Annotated in this window: 20 protein-coding genes; 2 read left to right on the plus strand and 18 right to left on the minus strand. The window is 63.9% G+C overall.

Annotation, left to right across the window (positions count from 1 at the left end; genetic code table 11):
• Positions 1-22: 22 nt before the first annotated feature.
• The 18 genes from AC1DSF_RS03020 to AC1DSF_RS03105 form a co-directional block, all read right to left on the minus strand.
• Complete coding sequence (locus AC1DSF_RS03020; RefSeq protein WP_478144273.1) at positions 23-1,270, minus strand: SulP family inorganic anion transporter; 1,248 nt, start codon at positions 1,268-1,270, stop codon at positions 23-25.
• A gap of 6 nt (positions 1,271-1,276) precedes the next feature.
• Complete coding sequence (locus AC1DSF_RS03025; protein WP_478125228.1) at positions 1,277-2,098, minus strand: c-type cytochrome; 822 nt, start codon at positions 2,096-2,098, stop codon at positions 1,277-1,279.
• A 7-nt stretch (positions 2,099-2,105) separates the two neighbouring features.
• Positions 2,106-2,567, minus strand: a complete 462-nt coding sequence (locus AC1DSF_RS03030) for a DsrE family protein (RefSeq protein ID WP_478182313.1) — start codon at positions 2,565-2,567, stop codon at positions 2,106-2,108.
• 13 nt (positions 2,568-2,580) lie between these two features.
• Positions 2,581-3,615 carry a 3-oxoacyl-[acyl-carrier-protein] synthase III C-terminal domain-containing protein gene (locus AC1DSF_RS03035; RefSeq protein WP_478182314.1) on the minus strand — a complete coding sequence of 345 codons (1,035 nt, stop codon included), beginning with the start codon at positions 3,613-3,615 and terminating at the stop codon, positions 2,581-2,583.
• Positions 3,588-4,556: a hypothetical protein gene (locus AC1DSF_RS03040; protein ID WP_478125231.1), complete on the minus strand. Its 969-nt coding sequence runs from the start codon at positions 4,554-4,556 to the stop codon at positions 3,588-3,590. Before AC1DSF_RS03040 ends, AC1DSF_RS03035 begins: the two co-directional genes overlap by 28 nt.
• Positions 4,557-4,569: 13 nt before the next feature.
• Positions 4,570-5,439, minus strand: a complete 870-nt coding sequence (locus AC1DSF_RS03045) for a hypothetical protein (protein WP_478182315.1) — start codon at positions 5,437-5,439, stop codon at positions 4,570-4,572.
• Complete coding sequence (locus AC1DSF_RS03050) at positions 5,436-6,026, minus strand: hypothetical protein (RefSeq protein ID WP_478125233.1); 591 nt, start codon at positions 6,024-6,026, stop codon at positions 5,436-5,438. Before AC1DSF_RS03050 ends, AC1DSF_RS03045 begins: the two co-directional genes overlap by 4 nt.
• Positions 6,023-7,201 carry a type III PLP-dependent enzyme domain-containing protein gene (locus AC1DSF_RS03055; protein ID WP_478125234.1) on the minus strand — a complete coding sequence of 393 codons (1,179 nt, stop codon included), beginning with the start codon at positions 7,199-7,201 and terminating at the stop codon, positions 6,023-6,025. The genes AC1DSF_RS03050 and AC1DSF_RS03055 overlap by 4 nt, the downstream gene beginning before the upstream one ends.
• Positions 7,201-7,458, minus strand: a complete 258-nt coding sequence (locus AC1DSF_RS03060) for an acyl carrier protein (protein WP_478125235.1) — start codon at positions 7,456-7,458, stop codon at positions 7,201-7,203. Before AC1DSF_RS03060 ends, AC1DSF_RS03055 begins: the two co-directional genes overlap by 1 nt.
• 51 nt (positions 7,459-7,509) lie before the next feature.
• The gene (locus tag AC1DSF_RS03065; protein WP_478125236.1) at positions 7,510-8,619 is read right to left on the minus strand and encodes an ABC transporter permease; all 1,110 of its coding nucleotides are present in this window, start codon (positions 8,617-8,619) and stop codon (positions 7,510-7,512) included.
• Entirely contained in the window at positions 8,616-9,533 is a 918-nt protein-coding gene (locus tag AC1DSF_RS03070; RefSeq protein ID WP_478182316.1) for an ATP-binding cassette domain-containing protein, read from the minus strand. The genes AC1DSF_RS03065 and AC1DSF_RS03070 overlap by 4 nt, the downstream gene beginning before the upstream one ends.
• Positions 9,530-11,077, minus strand: a complete 1,548-nt coding sequence (locus AC1DSF_RS03075; protein WP_478125238.1) for an acyl-CoA ligase (AMP-forming), exosortase A system-associated — start codon at positions 11,075-11,077, stop codon at positions 9,530-9,532. Before AC1DSF_RS03075 ends, AC1DSF_RS03070 begins: the two co-directional genes overlap by 4 nt.
• A 91-nt stretch (positions 11,078-11,168) precedes the next feature.
• On the minus strand, positions 11,169-12,548 hold the full coding sequence (locus tag AC1DSF_RS03080; protein ID WP_478182317.1) for a hypothetical protein: 1,380 nt from the start codon (positions 12,546-12,548) through the stop codon (positions 11,169-11,171).
• On the minus strand, positions 12,545-13,354 hold the full coding sequence (locus tag AC1DSF_RS03085) for an outer membrane lipoprotein-sorting protein (RefSeq protein WP_478125240.1): 810 nt from the start codon (positions 13,352-13,354) through the stop codon (positions 12,545-12,547). The genes AC1DSF_RS03080 and AC1DSF_RS03085 overlap by 4 nt, the downstream gene beginning before the upstream one ends.
• Positions 13,347-14,780 (minus strand): ABC transporter permease, encoded by a 1,434-nt coding sequence (locus AC1DSF_RS03090; protein WP_478182318.1) that lies wholly within the window; start codon positions 14,778-14,780, stop codon positions 13,347-13,349. Before AC1DSF_RS03090 ends, AC1DSF_RS03085 begins: the two co-directional genes overlap by 8 nt.
• Positions 14,774-15,478, minus strand: coding sequence for an ABC transporter ATP-binding protein (locus AC1DSF_RS03095; protein WP_478125242.1), 705 nt, complete (start codon positions 15,476-15,478; stop codon positions 14,774-14,776). The genes AC1DSF_RS03090 and AC1DSF_RS03095 overlap by 7 nt, the downstream gene beginning before the upstream one ends.
• 16 nt (positions 15,479-15,494) lie before the next feature.
• Positions 15,495-16,700 (minus strand): beta-ketoacyl-[acyl-carrier-protein] synthase family protein, encoded by a 1,206-nt coding sequence (locus AC1DSF_RS03100; protein ID WP_478125243.1) that lies wholly within the window; start codon positions 16,698-16,700, stop codon positions 15,495-15,497.
• A complete protein-coding gene (locus AC1DSF_RS03105) occupies positions 16,697-17,056 on the minus strand; it encodes an acyl carrier protein (protein WP_478125244.1) in 360 nt (119 codons plus the stop codon). Before AC1DSF_RS03105 ends, AC1DSF_RS03100 begins: the two co-directional genes overlap by 4 nt.
• A gap of 263 nt (positions 17,057-17,319) precedes the next feature.
• Between AC1DSF_RS03105 and AC1DSF_RS03110 the strand changes: the two genes are divergently transcribed.
• Complete coding sequence (locus AC1DSF_RS03110; RefSeq protein WP_478125294.1) at positions 17,320-18,843, plus strand: class I adenylate-forming enzyme family protein; 1,524 nt, start codon at positions 17,320-17,322, stop codon at positions 18,841-18,843.
• Positions 18,824-19,951, plus strand: a complete 1,128-nt coding sequence (locus tag AC1DSF_RS03115) for an SLC13 family permease (RefSeq protein WP_478125245.1) — start codon at positions 18,824-18,826, stop codon at positions 19,949-19,951. Before AC1DSF_RS03110 ends, AC1DSF_RS03115 begins: the two co-directional genes overlap by 20 nt.
• Positions 19,952-19,968 lie beyond the last annotated feature (17 nt).

Raw genomic sequence — 19,968 nt, forward strand, 5'->3', positions numbered from 1 at the left:
GCAAAAAGGTGGGGCGGTGCTGCTAGCGCGAGCGGCTCAGGACCAGTTGCACCACTACCAGCACGATCGCGAGCAGCAACGCCGTCTCTACGCCCGCGAGCGGAACACTGAGGCCGAGCCCCACCGCGGCGAAGCGCCCGAAACCGCGCTCTCGGCACGCGGTCTGCCAACCGGAACACACCATTCGCCATCCCACCAGCGCGAGCGTGCCCGCGATCGCGGCGTGAGTCACATGGGCGAGCGCCGGCGAGGCGATCCACGCCAGCAGCAGCATGAACAAAGACGACAGCACCGCAGCCCACCGCGTCAGCGCGCCGGCTTCAATGTGAGCCGAGGTCCGATTGAAAGACCCGGAGCAAGCGAAACTGTTGGTGAAGGATGCGGACAGGTTCGAGCAACCCTGCGCCAACAATTCGCGGCGGCAGGCCCGGTGATCGGCCTCCGGCACCACGGAGCGAAGAATGATCACGGACTGAAGGCTTGCGACAATCGCGATGCCGGCCGCGCTCAGCACCAACTGCTTGAGGGTGTAGAGCTCGCCTGAATCGAACGCGGGCCGTCGAAGCACGTCCCATGTCAATTGCAGATGTCCCACTCGATCGAGGCGTGTCGGCTCCACGCCGATCAGGAGGTCCAGCACGCCACCTGTGATGGCGCCGAAGAGCATCGCGGCCACCAGCGACGGCATCCAGGGCCTGCGCCATCGCGCAAAGAACTGCCCCGCGCCAATGGACATCAGGGTCACGAATAACGCCCAAGGATTTGCATCTCCCCAACGCTGCAGATACAACCAGGGCATCGCCCAGGGCGGCAGATCGGGCGCGGACAGCAAGCCCATGGCGGGTGCGATCTGGCTGGCCAGCATGAGCATGCCGATCCCGATGTTGAGACCTGTCCCGGTGTATTGCGGCAGCAGCGCGAAGAAGCGACCGACACCACACCACGCGCCCGCGAGCTGCATCAACCCAACCATTGCAGTCAGCGTTGCTGCGAACCGGAGGTGGTCTGCACTGCCCGGCACGCCGAGCGGAAGGAGCGCGATGCCCAGCATCATGGCGACGGCCGTGTTCGGGCCGGACAGGAGCACGCCAGACGGCCCCAACAAAGAGGCGACGATGACCGGGATGATCGACGCGTAGATGCCCATTTCCGGTGGCAAGCCCGCGAGCATCGCAAACGCGATCCCTTGCGGCAGCATGATCAACGCCGACACCCATGCAGCCCGGACGTCGCTTCGAGCCGGGAAGTATTTGACGCAACCTTCGAGCACCAGCGGCTAGTTCGCAAGAAGGCCCGGCAACAGGCCCTTGCGGGGATCAGGCCAGCGTTCCTGCAGGCCCATCCACGCCGCAACGTCCAATGCTTCCTGGTCGGTCAGGTTCGCATTGCCGAGCGGCATGTTGGCCTTCAGGAAGCCGGCCAGCAGATCGGTGCGGTGCATTCCCGCACCTTTGTTGAAGCTGCCGAATCCCCACACAGGCGGCGCCGCGTAGGTGCCCTCACGGGCTTGGTAGCCCCGGCCTTCGCCTTGTTCACCATGGCAGCTCGCGCAGCGCTGCGCATACACCTGCTTACCCCGAAGCGGGTTCGGGTCGGAGCCCGTGCGCGGGATCGTCGGGAAACCTCGTCCCTCTTGTTCGACGCCCACGGGGCGATCGATCGCCAGCCATTGCAGATAGGCCATCAAGGCTCGCATCTCGTGGCTGTCCTGCGGAGGAGACAAACCGTTCATGCTGAAGCGGAAACACTGCTGAATGCGTTCTTCGAGAGTGACAACGCGATCGACCTTCGATACATAGGCCGGGTACATGCCGAACGCGGCCCACATGGGCGCCGCATCGGCTTTGCGTCCAGCATCGAGATGGCAACTCGCGCAGGTCAGGCGATTGCCGGTGTAGATGCGTGCCGCCTTCGGCGTTTGCGTGAAGACCCGGTAGCCCTGGTAGACAAGCTCTCCATGCTTGTCCGCGGGGAACTGCGCGCGGGCGCTCGGGTCTGCGACATCGGTCTCGACGTCGGCGCCCGGCTCGACCTCGGCGCGAGGCGCGCAGCCGGCCAGCGCCAGCGCAGCAGCAAGCCAAAGGACGACGCTTTTCATCCAAGCATCAGGGCTTGATGTAGGCGTAGCGTTCGGCGCCTTGAAGGCGAGTCAACTCGACCACCGCGGACGGGACGACCGCGACATTAGCGATGAGAGACGAAGCGGCCACGTTGTTCTTCTTCATCGACATACCGCATGCGACGAAATGCACGCCTTTGCCCTGCAGCTCAGCAATGGCGCTGCCGAAATCTCCCTGGCGATCGCGCTCGCCGCTGACGAGCGAGAAGATGCCCCGCCCATTGGCCAGGAGCGAGATATTGGCGTTGGGGGTGGCCGCCAACTGATTGTTGATGTTGTTGAGCGCCTTGCGCAGGGAGCCGACGTCATCCACGTGATAGACCACACGCAGACCCGCAGGAGCGATGTTCGTGGCAGGAGCGGCATGGGTCTCGGCAAACGCGACAGGAGCGGCGACAAACAGGCAGCCGGCGACGGCCGACAGAAGCAAAGCGCTATTCGATTTCATGAGAATTCCAGGTTCAGGATGAGAGGGACGTGCGAGGGGGCGCCCCCTGCGCCGTCCAGGCGTCGGAAATCCCCAGGGCGCAAAAAACGCCTGAGGTCGCGGAGGCAAACAAGATCGCGTTGCCGCTGCCCACAGCGTGCGGTTGCGCGAAACGCTGCAGAAAGTTCGCGAAGGGATCGCAGCAGAAGACATGGCCGATCTCGCCGATGTTCCGGCTGTGCAGCTTGTGCAGCGGCAAGCCCAGCAGTTGCATCACGCGCTTGAAGGCCGACAGGTTGGCATTCATGGGCAGAATGGCGTCGACGTCACCGGCAGACCAGCCAGATCGACACATCACGTCCGACACCATCCGATGCGCCAACAGGGGATAGTTGAGCACGTAGCGCTGGCCGAGTTCGGCGCTCTTGGCCGTGCCGCGGTAGTAGCGGCTGTCAATCGAATAGGCGATCTGCCCGATACGGTTGAGTGGGTTGTCGCGACGGACCAGCAGGGCCAGCGCGCCATCGCTCTGGATGGCATAGGCCCCGACATTCCGGTAGGGCTCGCCGACGACTTTGTCGGCGCCGACGATCAGCACGTTGTGCAGCGACCGGTGTCGCCACATCAAAGTCCGAATCAGCCGCACGGCGCACATGATCGACGCACAGTTCTGCTGCGAGATCGAATACCCAATTGCTTTGCCCAGCCCGAAGCGCTTCATGATCACTGCGGGGATGCTGGCCGGCGCTGCCATCGTGCTCATGGTCGCGGCATGGCAGAAGATGACCAGGTCGATGTCGCCCGGCACGAAGCCGCCGCCATCCAGCAGCTTCTGCACACCGGCGCAACTGAGTCCCTCGATGTCGAGTTCGGGTGCCACGCGGTAGTTCGCCAATCCGTTCGCGATCATCGTCGGCAGCAGTTTTCTCGCAGCAGGCCCTGCCGCCGCGGCCCATTCATCGAGATGCCTGCTGATAGGCGGCACGTAGCTGGCGCCGGCTGCGATGCCGAACTGCGGGATTGCAGGCGCATTGGCAGTCTTCAGATCGATCGTGTCAGGACGCAGCATGCGAACTCTCCGTTGTTCCCGGTACACCAGGCCAGGATCGGCCGATCGGTTTCGGCCCGCTGCTCCAAGGCCGACAGCCTCACCAGCAGATCGGCCGAAGCGATGTACTCGGCGCGCAAGCCCGAGGGCTTTTCATGGCGCAGAGCACTCAGGCCCGCGGATGCTTGGATTTGCCGTTCCAGGCTGGCGTCAGGGCAAATCGGCAACACCGCACCGAGTTCGTCCGCCGCAAGCCCCGCATGGCTCAGGCAGCCTGCAATGCGCTCAGCGCAAAAGCCTGCGAAGGTATCCAGTTCGCGCTGCGGCCATCTCTGGTGCGATCTGGACTCGGTGGCGAAATGATGAACCGCGACGTGATCCAGTCGCCAACCATCGCGCTTCTCGCGACTGACCACCACGGCGGCGGCCACGTCGCGCCAATGCATTTGCGAGGGCCGGTTGGGTGCCCGTCCATAAAGCAGTTTGTCGGACGCGATCACGAGCACGTTCGATATCGCCTCCGGGCCTTCGATCAGAGCCGCAGCCATGTCCAAGGCAATAAACACCCCGGTGTTGTGCGCCTGGGAAATCGAAAATGGGAAGGCGCTGCGCAACTGCAATTCGAACTGCACGTGTCCGACGCTGGAATCCGTCGGTTCCTCGTCCGACGTCGCGTGGCAGTAGATGATTCCGCCGACGCTCTCCTTGTCGACGTCATCGACCGCTCGACTTGAAACCTGCAGTGCCAACTCCACCGCGCTTTCCTGGCCGGTGCGCTGCCTGGCAAGCGGAATCACCGCAGCGGGGTAGCGCATGGACGACCTGGACAACAGACGTCGAACGACGCTCGGCGCATCGGTGCAGTCGCCCAGGTTGGCACGCCGCGTAATGAGCGCGCGGCGCAAGCCCATGCGCTCGTCGACTCGGCCTTCATGTGAAGCGATTGGGGAAAGATAGACCATGGCGCGCCAGGCATCAGCCGCCGAGGGCGGCCAGACATGCCCCCTCCGGCGAAATCGGTTCGACCCGAGTCCACGGGCCGACTTGCACGCTGCCGATCGCGTAGTAGCCGCTGAAGGCGAAGGAGCCGAGCGTGACGCACTCCGCATCCGTTGGCGCTTGCGCGCGCAGCCGTTCCATGAGGCCGATCCACGGGTCCGCGCCAAAACAATGGCCGTAGTCGGCGTACCGATTGGGCGCGAGGCGGCCCCCGACCGAACGCCTGGCGATGCCGTCGAGGCCATCGGGCATGAACGGCAGGAAGGTGGCGAGAGGCCCAGTGGTCTTCCGGTGGGCACGCAGCGCATGAAGCATGTCGGTAAAGCCATGGTTCGGAAGCGGCCCATCGCAAGTCGGCAGCATCAACCCAGGCGGGAGTTCCAATGCCAGCGTGGTGACGCCATAGCCGATCTTTCCGAGGGTGGCTTCGTACTCGCCCGAGAAGAGCTCGTGCAGATCAGCGTCCAGGATCGTGAGCGTCAAGTTCCGGCAATCCGTATGCAGCGCCGCAAACCGGATTGCATAGCCCCAGCCTGCGCACTGGTAGCCCTGCAGAAAGCCAGAGGGCGACCGGCCGCAGCGCTTCGCCACGGCATCGACAAAGCCATCACGGATGGCGTCCCATCCCGTGGCGATCTTGCTCAGCATCGAGGTGCTGATCAGGTGAATGCAGGAGTCATCGCTCACGCCGCCGCGTACTCGCGCCGCTTGCTCGCCAACTTCGTTACGCAGCCACGTCAGGCGTTCCTCGAACGATGCCCCGACGCCCAGCAACGGCGCGACCACGCGCGCATGCATCATGGCGTGCACCTTCACCAAGGCAAGTTCTTCCATCTTCTGCGTCATGCCGTGGGCGTCTCACCGAGATATTGCAAGCGCAGTCCGCTCAGTCGGTGGACGAAGGAGCAACGCGCGACGAAACGCGAGAACGCCGCCAGCCCCGCTTCTAGCGCGTCGGGTGCAAGCAGTGCAACAGACAGCGAATTGCGCCCGAGCTCGACCCCATCGGCCCGAATGTCATGCTGAACGACCGCGACGTTGCGACGACCGGATTCAAGTACGCTCGTCACCATGTCCGCCGGCCAATGCACCAGAAGAACATCAGGCGCCAAAAGGTCGGCTGGCAACGGGATGTTGAAGTCCGGCCCGTACAAGCGAACCAGAACACACCCCAAGTCAGGGACATGAGCCCGCAGGTCACCCACCACACCGGCCAGCACGGCGTTGCGTTCGCTCAAGGACATCAGCACCGGGGTGTCGCAGCGATGCTCGAACTCTGAGACGTGCGCATAGTCCCCTGCTTCCTTCATCGGCACGCACTGCAACTCCGATTTCTGGTAGTTGCCGGCGAAGGGCGAACGCGCATACACACCGCCGGCGCACCAGCCGCTCAGGGGTCCCAGGTCCGCCAGATGGCTCGTGATCTGGTTCATGTCGCGATGTAGTGCTGGGCCTGACGCAGGCTGAGAAATCCGGTCGGCGAATAGCTGTGATACGCGCCGCAATGGTCGAAGACGAGCATGTCGCCTGGGGCCGGCGATCCGTGGGACTGCAGGAGCCCGATCACATCGGCAGGGCTGCAACTGCTGCCCACTATCTTGTGCGTACGCATCGCGTTCGTGTCTTCGAAGGCGCCACCGGACAATCGCACCAGCACGGGCTGCCGGCGGCGCTTCACGAAATGCTCGGTCTGCGCGAGGCTGAAACACTGCGCCATCCCGCCATCGCACACGACGACTGGCTCGCCCTGCAGTTCCTTGGTAGCGACCACGCGCGCAACGAAGCGGCCGGCGCGAGAAAAGACGGAACGCCCGGCTTCGTGCAGCACGCGCACGCGTGTTTGCAGCTTCCGGACACTTTCGCGATAGCTGGGGAAATCGAGGCCGGTGTCGCGATCGGCTTGCCAGTCCGCGGGGAGACCGGCGCCGATCAGTGTCAACTGAAGATCCACTGCGGCGTACCTGTCGATGTGCTCGACAAGTGCCGTCAACCGCTTCACGACCACGTTGGCGCTGCGGGCAAAGCTATTCGATCCCGCGAATACGTGCAGCCCTATGACCTTGAGCTTGGTGCCGCCCTCCGACAGCCGCGCGAGTTCACGGTGCAGCGCGGCCACCTCCATGCCGAAGTGATCCGCCGCCGGACCTTGCTGTTCGAGCAGGCTGGCAGCGTTCACGCGCAGCACGATACCGAGCGGCGCGCGTTGCGCGGCCTTGCGCTCTTCGAGAACTTGCTCGATCAGTCGGATCTGGTGCGGGCTGTCCGCCACCAGTGTGGCTCGACAAGCCATTGCGGCAGCCGCCAGATGACTGTCCAGCGCTGGCGTGTTGACAAAGCGCGGGACACTCATCCGGCCCATCGTGAGGTTCAATTCGCCGATGGAGGCGACCTCTATCCCGCCATTGAGGGCATGGCTGCAACGAACCAGCAGATCGAGAACCGGGCAGGCCTTGAGCGAAACGACGACTTCAGTGCCCAGTTCTCGCTGCAGTTGATTCAGGTCATCGATCACGATGGACGGATCGAAGAGATAGCAAGGCGTCTCGAGTTTGGCCAGCTGGGCGGGGTCCAACGAGTTCAGCGCATTGCGGGCGAGGTCAGGCGTCATCACTCCTGCTCGCTCGCCCGAAGTGCCTGGGCACGAAACTGCGAATCGATCTCTCGCAAGGTCGTGTATTGCGTCAGCTCCATGGACTCCGCATCGATGGTGGTGCCATAGACCTGGTCGCAGATCATGATGAGCTCGACGACACGCATCGAGTCGAAGCCCAGTTCGCCGATGGCAACGTCGGGATCGATGGTGTCCCGCCCCATTGTTTCCTTGAGGTGACCGGCCAGCAGGCCGAGAGTGTCTTGTTCGATCATTTCGTCATTCCCTGAAAGTAAGTGGTCGCGGAGGCGATCGTGGATCCGGATCTATTGCTCGTGCCAGCGGAAGGTGAGCGACGCGACCAGCGCGAAGAGGCCGGTCCAGCCTGCCATCTCGGCCAGGCTGCGCAGATGCTGGCCGAAGTCGTCGCCCTGGATGAAGACATGGCGCAACACGTCCACCAGCAGTGCTGGCGGCAGGTGAGCCATCACCGCGCTGACCGCCGGGGGCATCGCATTCATGGGCATGGTCAGGTCGCACAGGAAGAGCAGCGCGATATAGACCAGGCCCGTGGTGAAGGTCGCGGCGGAGAGCGTCGCGAGGCGCGCACCCATGGCAGTGCCCAACGCGAGCAGCATGATCCCGCCGAAGAACATGACCACGCCGCCTCGAAGTACCTGGCCCGCGCCGAGCGACAGCGGAACATCGAAGAAAAAGTGCGCCCCCGCGACCAGCCCGCAGGAGGCCAGCATCAGCAGCAGCAAGCGCGACAGCAGCATGCCCAGCAAGAAGGTGAACGCATTCACCGGCATGCACGCGAGCATCTTGAAGCCGCTGCGCTCCCGGCGATACGCCAGCGAGTTGCAGATGGAGTTCATGCCGGCGGCAAGCATCGCCATCACCATCGTCCCTGTCAGGACGTAATGCACGAAGGACAGCGCCGGCAGCGCGCCGCGCGGATCGTCTCTGACTTCGATCAGCGGCGGATCGTCACGGACATCGCCCTCGAACTTGAGCGTCAGCGCGCGCATGACACGAACGACCAACTGCGCGGGCAATCCATCCTGTGCAAAGGTGACGTCGACCGGAACCGGCCGTCGATTCTCGACATACCGGCCGAAGCCTTCCGGAATGGTCACGCGAGACGCACGATCCGCCACCGGCGCTTCATCCTCTGCCATGCGCAGTTCGGCCGGTATCGATTCGCCACCGGAGAACGTGCGCCGCATCTCGCCGATGTATCGCCGGGAGAGCGTCGTGTCGTCCAGATCGACGATCTCGACGATCTGCTGCGGGAGATTTCCCTCGCGACCGAATGCGAACAACATCATGAACATGAAAAAGAACGGGAACAGGAAGATCCAGAACAAGGCGGAAGAATCTCTCGTCAGGATCTTCAGTTCGTGCACGATCAATCGGGGCAGCGTCCAGCTCATTCCGATGCCTTCGCGCAATAGCGCAACAGGTCGGCCAGGTGGCTGCGACCGACTTCGACGGCCAATGCGTCGGGATGGCTCATGAGGGCGTTCGCCAGATCCGCCAACGGCGTGGACGATGCCAGGCTCAGGGTCTGCTGCTCAATGACGGGCGGGCGCTCGACGTCAAAGTTGCATTGCACGTGCATTGAGAGCTGCCGCGCGCTTTGCGCGTCCTTGCATTGCACCGTCAACTTGAATGCGCCGACCAGATCGCGGCGCAGCGACTCGGTGGGTTGGTGACGCACGATGCCCTCGCGGCTCAACCAGGTGGTGTGCGAGGCAAGTGCGAGTTCTTCGACCGTGTGACAACACATCACGAGCGTGGTGTCCGGCATTTCGCTCAGCAGCTCGCGAAGCCGATGCGCGAACTGCGGATCCAGACCCGTGAATGGCTCGTCGAGAAAGAGGATGCGCGGCCCGTGCGCCAGGGCGAGGAATAACTCGACGCGCTGCGTTTCGCCCCTCGAGAGAAACTCGTACAGCCGCCGGGACAAAGCCGGAATACCCAGTGCATTCATCACACGCTCGGATGTCTTGGGATAGAGGTTTCGGTGCAGGGTGACGATTTCGCTCACGCGCGGTCGGCCGGGAAAGAACGCCCGCTGCAGCTGGACGCCCAGCTGTCGGCGCAGCAAGGGGCGGCGTTTCCACTGCTGGAGTGCAACGCCGAGCATGTCGCCCTCCGCCACGGCCGTCGCGCGAAGGCCGAGGATCGCTTCCATCAGGCTGGTCTTGCCCGCGCCGTTGCGGCCGATGATCGCGACCTTTTCGCCAGCCTGAACCCGCCAGTCGTCCACCTGCAGGTCGCGTTGCGGCAAGGGTACGGCGAGGCGGCGCACATGCAGATCCGAGGACAAGGTTGCGGTGCTCACACGCCCCCTCCGCTGTGCAAGTCTGCGCACAGCCTGCGCAGTTGCGGCCGGTCGATCTTTCCGTTGACCGAGCGCGGCAGCTCAGACAAAAGCACGAGCTGCGGCACCATGTAGGAAGGCAGGATTTTTCGGCACTGCGCTTCGAGGCTGCTCTTCAGATGCTCCAGCCCGCCGCTGTCGGCGGATGCGACGACAGCCGCATAGATCGCATCGCCCAAGTTGCCTGCGGGTACTCCCAACACGGCCACTTCGCGAACCTCTGGCAAGGCGATGATGAGGCTCTCTATTTCCGTCGGGCTTATGCGGTAGCCGCTCGACTTGATCATTTCGTCTCGCCGACCGACGAAGTAGAGGAATCCTTCGGCGTCACGTGTGACGATGTCACCCGACCAGACCGCGTATTCCGGAGTCAAGCCACTGCACAGGCGGCTGGGGACCGGACGAAAACGCTCGGCCGTCTGCGCCGGCGCGTTCCAGTAGCCCAGCGTGACCAGCGCCCCGCGATGCACCAGTTCGCCAGGTTCCCCGACTGCGCAAATTTCTCCCTCGGGATCCACCACGAGGATTTCAGCGCCCGGGATAGCCTTGCCGATGGAGCCGGCGCGGCGATCGACTTCCGAGGGGTCGAGATATGTTGACCTGAAGGCCTCCGTCAGCCCATACATGAGGAAGGGCCGCGCAGCAGGAAAGATCGCCCTCAACTGCGCCAGGAGGCTTGCGTTCATGTGCCCGCCCGTGTTGGCGAACAGACGAACGCAACGGGTATCGACCTGGTCCCAGTGGGCCTGCGTCAATAAGGACCAGAGCGGCGGTACTGCCGTGATCATCGTCACGCCCTGGCTGGCAACGAGCCGTGCAACGGCGGGTGCAAGCATCGGTGAGTGAAGCACAACGCGCGCGCCTGCAGCCAGCCCAGTGGTGAGTTGGCTCAAGCCAGCGTCGAAGCTGATCGGCAGCAGCGCCAGAACGACGTCGTCTTCCTTGGTGCCCAGATAGCTGTTGACCGCGCTGCATCCGGCGATCAAATTGCCGTGCGAAACCACGACGCCCTTCGGCTGGCCCGTCGAACCCGAGGTGTAGAGCAGCGCCGCTGGGTCCGTGGCGATGCTGGGATGCAGAGTCGCCTTTCCGTGCACGATCTTGGGCAGCGAGCCTGGCTGGTCGCAAAGGACCACGCGAATTTCGAGATCGTCGATGCTTCCGCCCAATTCTTCGTGGCGCGCGGTGGTGGTGAAAAGCAACTCGGCCATGCAGTCGACCAGCACGTGTCGCAGTTGCTGCTGCTTCAGTTTGGGATTGAGCGGCACGACGATGCCGCCCGCGTGCATGGCGGCCAGGATGAGCGCGCAGGCGTCGATCGACTTGTCCATGAACACAGCGACGCGGCCCTTGTCGCGCAACCCGAGCGCAATCATTGCGTGCGCGAAGTCCTCGACCCGCTGAGCCAGCGCGGCATAGCTGATTTCACTGCGCTCATCGACGAGGGCAATCTTTTCCGGCCGGCGCGCCGCGGAATCGAGCAGTTGGGCGACGACCGTCTCCATCAGTAGATCCCCCTCAGGGTGGCGCCGGAGAGCACGTGTGCGCACAGGCATGCGCGAGCCTCGATGAATTCGCTCATGACAGGAGAGTGGGCTAAAGGAAGTGAGTGATGCTGAGAAGAAGCGCCCGCCGGACCGGATCGGTGCCATACAGGCTGTCCGCGCTGCCGCCCGTGGCGACCCACATGCCACGCAGCCGGGTGGCCGGCGTCAGCCTGTACTCCAAGGCGGTCTGGAAGACCCATGACTGGTCGTCAAGGCTCCGGTTGACGAAGGCGCTGAAATACAGGTCGCGAAATCCGAGCTGGTCCCACTGCGCGCGCAGAAAGACGCTGCGCTGCGAAAGAGGCTCCTGCATGGCCTGCGCGTAGTTCCTGACATACCAGGCAAGCGCAGCACCGTCTTTGCTGGAAGAACCCATGGCGAGCCAGCGCTGCCACTCGGCCGAATCGAGCCCCGCCTCGTGATAGTTGAATTGACCGCTGAAGCTCAGCCCGGAGCTGCCGGCCCACGTGGCGCCGATTGCCGCATCGTTCTGCCAGGAGTCGCCCGGCCGCACCTGAGCCGAACTCAATGCCCGCGCCGGCAAATCGCCAAGGGCTGCCCCGCTGCGCAACGCCTGCCGCATGAGCGAAGCGCCACGCCCGCCGGAATACTCGAGGAACATCGTGGTGTTCCGACCGAGGTTCTGCGTAAGGTTGCTTCCCAGACGCCATCCTCGCGAATCACGGAAGGCCAGCACTTCGGGGCTCCAGAACGAAGGCGCATCGAACGCTGCCTTGAAGAGCACGCGCTGTTCGCTGTTGGTGTCGGCCAAGCGCAGCCGCTCGGTGGGCGGCTTGAAGGCCAACGCTTCGGGGCGGGTCAGCTTCGGCGCTACCGCCACGCTGATTGCGCTGTGCGAATCGATCCGCTGGGCGGACAGCATGACTGTCCCGAGGCGATTGTTTCGCTGCACCTCGGGGTCGCGGGTGCTGTTGTCGACGGCAGAGCGGGACTTGAAGTAGTCGGTCGGGTTGTAGCCGACCGCGGCACCATTGCGGACATTGATGCGTCCCACTTCGAACAGGTCACGATCGTCGGCTCGCCATTGCACTGCGGCTTCGCGCGGGTCGAGATGCTCGTCACGCGAAACGGCTCCGTCGTGCGTGCGCGAAAGCCCGGCGCGCGCGCTCGCACGAGCGCTCAGCGAGGGCCCCAATTGCCACTCGCCCCTGGCATCGACGATGCCGCGCGCGATGTTGCGGGTGAGCGCAGTCGAGGCGATGGGCACCCTGGGCGTTCGCCTGTCGACCGTCTCCGCGTTCAGCTCTACAAAGGCCGCCCCGATGCGAGGCGGCATCGGCAATGGTCCGTCGTCATCGAGCAGCACGGCAGACGGAATCCGATCGGCATCATCGGCCACATGCTGCGCAGCAAGGCTGACGTGAGGCGCGAGCGCACACACGCACGCACTCATAGCGAGCAACTTCACGGTCGAGCGCCTCCGCCGTTGTCGCGCAACTTGGGCAGGTATCCGCGGTTGAACCAGTTGTCCGGAATCTCCCGGGCGGCGTAGCCGCTGAGCACGAGCTTGGTGACCACGCTCTTGTCCACTTCGTCCAGGATGACGACTTCGCCCGGCCGCAATTCCCCGAGCTGCCGGCTGAACTTGCGATAGAACGCCAGCTTGAGCGCCCGGCCACTGTCGACGAAGAACCGCGCCTTCACTGGCTGATAGCTATCTCGCTCGATCCAGTACTCGATGCGCATGTAGACCGCCGCCGGCGTTGCGGCGTCGAGTTCGATGCGCCAGGTCTTGCGCTCGGCGTTGTCGGCGTCCCTGACGGTCTCTTCGCCCACCATGCGCGGCGTGTAGTCGAGCCCGAAATTCACGCTCATCACGTCGCCGTTGGCCGCTTGCCCGACGAGGCGCTGCTGCGGCGAGATTCGTATGCTGGCGGAAGAGGCAGGGTCGTAGAACCAGTAGGCCTCGTCTTCCATGAGGATGGCCTTTCCGTGGTCCGCAGCGGGTTCTACATAGCGCGCCAGGTTGCGAAAGCGGCCGGTTCGGGTGTCCGGCTTCGAGTGAAGCACCAGGGTTGCCGAGTCGCGCGCCCGGCCGTTGCGGTATTCGGTCAGCCTCATCTGCGCCCGAAAGGATTGCTGTGGATTGCGAATCTGGTCGGCGCGCGCAACGGCACGCCGAGCGAGATTCGCGTCCTGCGCAATGGCACCGAGAGGAGAGATCGCAATCGACGATGCCGGAACCACCTTCAGTAGCAGGCGACGGCTAAACATGGCGGAGTGCATCGACGATCGGCATGCGTGATGCGCGGTGCGCTGGGAGCCATGCCGCCACTGCGGCAACGAAGATCAGCAACAACCAGGTGGCGCCGATCATGACGGGGCTGCCAAACAGGTAGAGCTTGAAGGGCAGGACGCCCGAGGTGGTCGGTGGGCTCCAGACGAGGCCACTTCGATTGACCACGAAGACGATGAAGGCAGCGAGCAGAACGCCAACAGTGACGCCGAGCAGCCCTTGCAGCGCGCCTTCGACAATGAACAGGTTCCTCAAGCTGCTGCGCTGCACGCCCAATGCGCGCGCCGTCCCTATTTCACTGAAGCGCTCCATCACGCTCATGCTCATGGTGTTCATGATGGTGAAGAGGACGATGGCTCCGATGACCAGCGCAACGAAACCAAACAGGAAGGAAAAGAACGCCTGGGTCTGCGCGTAAAGGGAGTTGAGTTCGACGAAGTCGCGGACTTCGAGATCCAGTCCGCGCTCTGTGAAAAGCCGCTCCAGCGCCGCCCGGGCCGCAGGAACATCTTCGGTGCGCTGAAGCTGAATATTGATGGCGGTTGCTCGCCGCTCGCCGCGGCCATAGACCAGCCGCTGGGCGTTGCCCAGTTGCATGACGATCAGGTTGTCGTTGAGCTCCTTCACGCCGTGGGCATCGACCCGCTCCACAGCACCCGACACCACGTTGGGCGCGCCGTCCGCAGTCGCAGTCAGGAGCTCGATGCGTGGCACATCGTCCGCGGGAGCGCCGTCGGTGTCCGCATGCTCGCGCTGGCTCAGCAGAACGAGTTCTTGCGCCTCGACATCGCTCTCGATCTCGCCCCCGCCCTTGCTCCCGACAGCCGGCACCGCAGCTTGCGTGCGCACCTTGGGGTGGCGCGGGCAATCGCCTGAGCCTTCCCCGGCGCACAAATGCAGGATGCGGGCCATGCCCTTTCCCACCGCGACACCGTCTTCGCGAGCCAGCGGTGAATGGGTCTTCGGGCCAATGCCTTCGAGCCCATGCTGGTTCCAGCCCTGCATGCGAAGCCGGTCCTCCGGTACCACGCCCTGACCGAAAAAGGTCTTGGAGACGCCCGCCGAGTAGTTTCCCGCCACGCCGGCAATCATCTGCGCCGGCGTCGCGACCCGAAGCAGCGGTCGCATGTCCGGGTCGCTGCGGATGTCGTCCATCAGCGCGGCGTAGTCCTTGATGCCATAGGCGGCAGGATTGCCTGCGCCGTACAGGAAGTAGCCGCTCTGGAAAACGGCAACGTGTCCGCTGCGCCGCACCGTCGCGGTCTGAAATTCCAGCACGATGTAGTTCATGAGCGCGCCGAGCAGCAACAGTGCCGCCGCACCCAGGGCAATGGTCATCGAGGTGATGCCCGTACGGCGCCGATTGCGCCGCACGTTCCGCCACGCGAGGGACAGGTTCAGCATGCGGCCACACCCCCCGATTGCGGGGGGGCCTCATTGCAGGTCACTCGACCATCATTGGCATAGAGCACCTGGTCCGCATGGTCCAGCAGCATCGGGTCATGCGTGGAAAAGATGAAGCTGGTGTCGAACTGTCTCTGCATGTGGCGCATCAGTTCGACGATCGCGAGGCCATTTGACGAATCCAGGTTGGCCGTCGGCTCGTCGGCCAGAACCAGCGCCGGTCGCTTGACCAGCGCACGAGCGATCGCGACTCGCTGGCGCTGCCCTCCGCTCAACTGGTTCGGACGGTGCCCGCGATGCGCTGTCAGCCCTACGGCGTCGAGGAGTTCGCCGGTGCGTGCGCGCCGCTGCGATTTGGGCATGCCGGTCTGCAGCAACGCGTACTCGATGTTTTCCTGGGCAGTCAGCACCGGCATGAGGTTGAAGGACTGGAAGATGAAGCCGATGCGCTCGGCCCGGAAGCGCGTGAGTTCGCGGTCCGGAAGGCGATTGACGTCTTGTCCTTCGATCACGATACGGCCGTGCGTGGGCCGATCGAGAGTTCCGATCAGGTTCAGCAAGGTGGACTTGCCGCTGCCCGACGGGCCGACGATCATGCAGAAGCTGGATGCCGGGAAGCGCAGGTTCACGTCTTTCACCGCGCGCAGTTCGATGTCGCCTTCCCGGTACGTCTTGCTGACGCCATGCAGTTCAAGCATCTGTCCGTCGCCCCCGTCAGACCGTCGCTGCGGAAGCAACGGCGATCACCGCGTTGTGTCCACCAAAGGCAAAGGAGTTGCTCAGCGCACAGTCGCCGCGGCCCAGCGGTTGCGCTTCGTTGGGCACGCAGTTCAAGTTGCACTCGGGGTCCGCCTCGAGGTAGTTCAACGTCGGCGGAGCAAAACGCTCCTGCAGGCCCACGAGCGTTGCGAGCAACTCGATCGCTCCGGCCGCACCCAGCGTGTGGCCGTGCATCGACTTGGTGGACGACACCTGCAAGCGATCGACGGTTGCGCCGAGTGACAGCCGCAGCGCGCGCGTTTCGGCGACGTCGTTGGCGGCGGTGGCCGTTCCGTGAGCGTTGATGTAGACGAGATCATCGGCACCCATCTGCGCATCGCGGAGGCAATTCCGGACCGCGTCGGCTTGGCCATCGATCGACGGGCTCAGGATGTGGTGTGCATCGGAGGTGAGTGCGCAGCCGCGAACCTCGCCGAAGATGGGCGCGCCGCGGAGACGCGCATGTGCAAGCGACTCCATGACCAGCATGGCCGCGCCTTCGCCCAAGACCAGCCCGCGACGCTCCCTGGAAAAAGGCCGGCAGGTGTCAGGCGCCAGGACGCGCAGCGACTCCCAGCCCTTGAGATTGCCATCGACAAGGCTGGCCTCGCTGCCGCCGACGATCGCAACGTCTACCGCGCGGGATCGAATCAGCTGCAGCCCCAGGCCGATCGCGTACGCAGAGGACGCACAGGCGGTAGACACGACGAACGCCGGACCGGTCACGCCGAATTCCATGCTGATGTGGCAGGCCGGCGAATTGGCCATGATCTTCGGCACGGTGAATGGCGGCAGCCGCCGGCGTCCCTCGACCAAACTCAGCCGGTATGACTCGTCGATGCTGCAGATATTGCCGGAAGCTGCACCCACGATCACAGCCGCACGCGCGCCCAGCCCGGCAGAAATATCCAGACCGCTTTCAGCCAAAGCCTCTCTCGCAGTCAATAAGGCGAATTGCGCCGATCTGTCCAGAAACGCCAATTCCCCCGCGCCGAATTCCATCGAAGGTTCGAACCCGGTGACCGGTGCCACCGCTTTGACCGGCAGGTCCGCGACCGTGACGATGCCTTGGGCGCCGGCGCGCAGCGAACGGGAGAACTCAGGCACGCCCCGGCCGATGGCGGAGACCACGCCCCGCCCCGTAACGACCACCCGACTCATGCAGCAACGGCGGGATTGGACTGCTTGGCTTGCACGAGCCCGACCACCTGGTCCATCAACTGCCCCACCGATTCGAAAGCCGCGGCAGAGCGACCTTGTCGACCTTGTTCATTGGCGTTGAACGGGATCGAAATGTCGTACTCGTCCTCGATCGCGAAAATCAGTTCGACCAGACCGAGCGAGTCAATTCCTGTGTCGGCGAGCAACAATTCGGGGCGGAATTGTGCGACGTCGAGCTTGGTCGTACGCACAAAGAGCTCCACAACTCGCTGTTCAATTGATTCACGACTTGTGTCGGTCATTGTCTTTTTAATTTCCTGAGATTCGAAGCGGGCAATATGAAATGGGTGCAGCACTGCCGAAGGGATCGCATTGGACCATAGTGTTCTATCTATTTAGGCAGTCGAAATACTATTCAGACACTTCCGGATATTAAAAAGGAATGTTCCTGAGGTAGGAGATAAATTCCCGTTCGGATTAGGGAATCAGACAATTCGCATGGACTGCGCATTCAAAATGCGCCTGGGGTGCGATACCGCCGCGACACCCTCCGCCCCCGAACAACGCTATGCTTTCGGCGACAAAACGGGTTCCGCACATGAATGAAATCTCGGCGGCGATGGACCGCGACTTCGGCGTGATTGCCGACCTCATACGCCTGCACGCTCGGCAAGCTCACGACAGGCCTGCCCTGATCGATGCGAGCCGCGAAGTCAGCTACGGCGAACTCGACGCTCTGATGGACCGCATTGCCGCCAGCCTGCAGCGCGACGGTTTGCGTGCGGGCGATGCGATCGCGATCTGCGCCGCGTCGAGCGTCAACTACGCGGCCGTGTTCCTGGGTGCCTTGCGCGCAGGTGTCGCGGTTGCTCCGCTGGCACCAGGCTCCCCCTCCGCCAGCCTCGCGCGAATGATCGAAGACGCAGGCGCCCGCATCCTGTTCGTGGACGAGGCCGCAGCCCAGGTGCTAGGGCCTGCGGGCTCCGGCGCCGTTGCGCGAATCGCACTCGACGCCTCCGACGCGGGCGATGATTTCGAAGGATGGGTCGCCCCCGATGGCGCGCGGCCAACCGCTGTGGAACTGCAACCTTCATCGCCTTTCAACATCATCTATTCGTCGGGCACCACCGGGGAGCCCAAGGGGATCGTGCAGGGCCACGGCATGCGATGGGCGCACGTCAGGCGCGGCGCCAAGTACGAATACGGCCCCGACACCGTCACCGTGCTTTCGACGCCGCTCTATTCGAACACCACACTCGTCGTGTTTTTTCCGACCATTGCATTCGGCGGCTGCGTCGTGTTGATGCCCAAGTTCGATGCTGGCGGCTACCTGAAGCTGGCAGAGCATCACCGCGCCACTCACACGATGCTGGTGCCGGTTCAATACCAGCGTCTGATGGCGCATCCCAGATTCGGCGCGCACGATCTTTCGAATTTCCGCTTCAAGTTCAGCACCAGCGCGCCATTCAACGCAGCCTTGAAGGCCGACGTGCTCGCTCGCTGGCCGGGTGGGCTCATCGAGTTCTATGGCATGACCGAAGGCGGCGGCACCTGCATCCTTGAAGCGCATCTCCATCCGGACAAGCTGCACACGGTCGGCCGCCCCGCCGAAGGCAGCGACATCCGGCTGATCGACGAGGCCGGCAACGAGGTCGCCCCCGGCGAGGCTGGGGAAGTCGTGGGCCATTCGGCAGGGATGATGGTCGGCTACCACCGGCAGCCCGGCAAGACACGCGAAGCCGAGTGGTTCGATCGTTCCGGCAAGCGCTTCATCCGCACTGGCGACGTCGGCCGCTTCGATGGCGACGGTTTCCTCACGCTGTTCGACCGCAAGAAGGACATGATCATCAGCGGCGGCTTCAACATCTATCCGAGTGACCTCGAAGCGGTGCTGCGCGGCCATTCGGCGGTGGCCGATGTCGCGGTGATCGGCGTGCCATCCGAGCAATGGGGCGAGACGCCAATCGCTTTCGTCGTGCGGCGCGAGGGTGATGAAACGGCCGCCGAAGCGCTCCTGCAGTGGGCCAACGCACAAGTGGGAAAGACCCAGCGGCTCGCAAGCCTGCAGTTCATCGACGAACTTCCGCGCAGCGCGATCGGCAAGGTGCTCAAGCGCGAACTGCGTGAACTCCACGCCCGCTGACATCGCGCCGGCAGAGCCCGAACACGGCGGCGGCAATGGGCTGCTGTGGGTACTGCTGGTGGCGGCGTTCGTCTTCGCCGTGGTGCGCCCACGCGCGCCGATGGACTATGTGCGGCTCGTGGACTGGCAGACGGTTGGAGCGCTCGCTGGCTTGCTCGCGATCACCCAGGGCGTGGAGCGAAGCGGCATGCTGCAGGCGGCCGCGGCGCGGCTCTTGTCCCGCACGACCGAGTTGCGCAACCTGGTCTTTCTGCTCGCCGCGAGCGCCGCGGTGCTGTCGGCACTGGTGACCAACGACGTGAGCCTGTTTCTGCTCGTGCCACTCACGCGCGTGCTGGCAACGCAGGCGCACCTGCCATTGGCCAGGCTGGTGGTCATCGAAGCAATGGCGGTGAATGCGGGCTCCGCACTGACGCCGATCGGCAATCCGCAGAATCTCTTCCTCTGGCATCGGTCTGGCGAAAGCTTCATCGGATTCATGAGCATGATGGCGCCGACTGTGGCGGTGATGCTCTTCTGGCTGTTCGCGGCGATCCGGTTCCTGGTGCCTCGCGCTCCGATCATGCTGAAGCCCTCCGGCGAAACTGCGCCGCTCCAGCCGCGACTGCTTGTCCTGTCGGGCGTGCTCTTCATCGGTTTTGTCATCGCGCTCGACCGGCACTGGTTGCTTGCAGGCCTGACGGGGGTCTTCGGGGCTTTCCTGCTATTGCGCCCGCGGGTGTTGCTCGGCGTGGACTGGGCCTTGCTCGCGATCATCGCGCTGATGTTCGTCGATCTGCGCCAAATGGCCGAACTGCCTGCTATCGCGGCGCTGCTGGGTCGCTTGCCGATCGGCGAGGGATGGCGCGCGTATCTCGCGGCCATCTTCACGTCGCAGGTCATCAGCAATGTGCCGGCCACCATTCTGCTAGACGGTTTCGTGAAAGACCTGCCTGCGCTCGCGGCCGGCGTGAGCGTCGGTGGATTCGGCTGCGTGCTGGGATCATTGGCCAACCTGATCGCATTGCGACTCGCGAAGGTGCCGAACGGATTGCGCGAATTCCATCGCATCAGCATTCCGTTCCTGCTGGTCTGCGGCACGACGGCGCTGCTCCTTCGACTCGCGTGACATCGACGGCAATGCAC

The organism is Variovorax sp. 01N429 (assembly GCF_056399425.1).

Coding starts and splice junctions, on each gene's coding strand:
- AC1DSF_RS03025 (WP_478125228.1), bottom strand. CDS start 2,098: ATGAAAAGCGTCGTCCTTTGGCTTGCTGCTGCGCTGGCGCTGGCCGGC.
- AC1DSF_RS03030 (WP_478182313.1), bottom strand. CDS start 2,567: ATGAAATCGAATAGCGCTTTGCTTCTGTCGGCCGTCGCCGGCTGCCTG.
- AC1DSF_RS03035 (WP_478182314.1), bottom strand. CDS start 3,615: ATGCTGCGTCCTGACACGATCGATCTGAAGACTGCCAATGCGCCTGCA.
- AC1DSF_RS03040 (WP_478125231.1), bottom strand. CDS start 4,556: ATGGTCTATCTTTCCCCAATCGCTTCACATGAAGGCCGAGTCGACGAG.
- AC1DSF_RS03045 (WP_478182315.1), bottom strand. CDS start 5,439: ATGACGCAGAAGATGGAAGAACTTGCCTTGGTGAAGGTGCACGCCATG.
- AC1DSF_RS03050 (WP_478125233.1), bottom strand. CDS start 6,026: ATGAACCAGATCACGAGCCATCTGGCGGACCTGGGACCCCTGAGCGGC.
- AC1DSF_RS03055 (WP_478125234.1), bottom strand. CDS start 7,201: ATGACGCCTGACCTCGCCCGCAATGCGCTGAACTCGTTGGACCCCGCC.
- AC1DSF_RS03060 (WP_478125235.1), bottom strand. CDS start 7,458: ATGATCGAACAAGACACTCTCGGCCTGCTGGCCGGTCACCTCAAGGAA.
- AC1DSF_RS03065 (WP_478125236.1), bottom strand. CDS start 8,619: ATGAGCTGGACGCTGCCCCGATTGATCGTGCACGAACTGAAGATCCTG.
- AC1DSF_RS03075 (WP_478125238.1), bottom strand. CDS start 11,077: ATGGAGACGGTCGTCGCCCAACTGCTCGATTCCGCGGCGCGCCGGCCG.
- AC1DSF_RS03085 (WP_478125240.1), bottom strand. CDS start 13,354: ATGTTTAGCCGTCGCCTGCTACTGAAGGTGGTTCCGGCATCGTCGATT.
- AC1DSF_RS03090 (WP_478182318.1), bottom strand. CDS start 14,780: ATGCTGAACCTGTCCCTCGCGTGGCGGAACGTGCGGCGCAATCGGCGC.
- AC1DSF_RS03095 (WP_478125242.1), bottom strand. CDS start 15,478: ATGCTTGAACTGCATGGCGTCAGCAAGACGTACCGGGAAGGCGACATC.
- AC1DSF_RS03100 (WP_478125243.1), bottom strand. CDS start 16,700: ATGAGTCGGGTGGTCGTTACGGGGCGGGGCGTGGTCTCCGCCATCGGC.
- AC1DSF_RS03110 (WP_478125294.1), top strand. CDS start 17,320: ATGGACCGCGACTTCGGCGTGATTGCCGACCTCATACGCCTGCACGCT.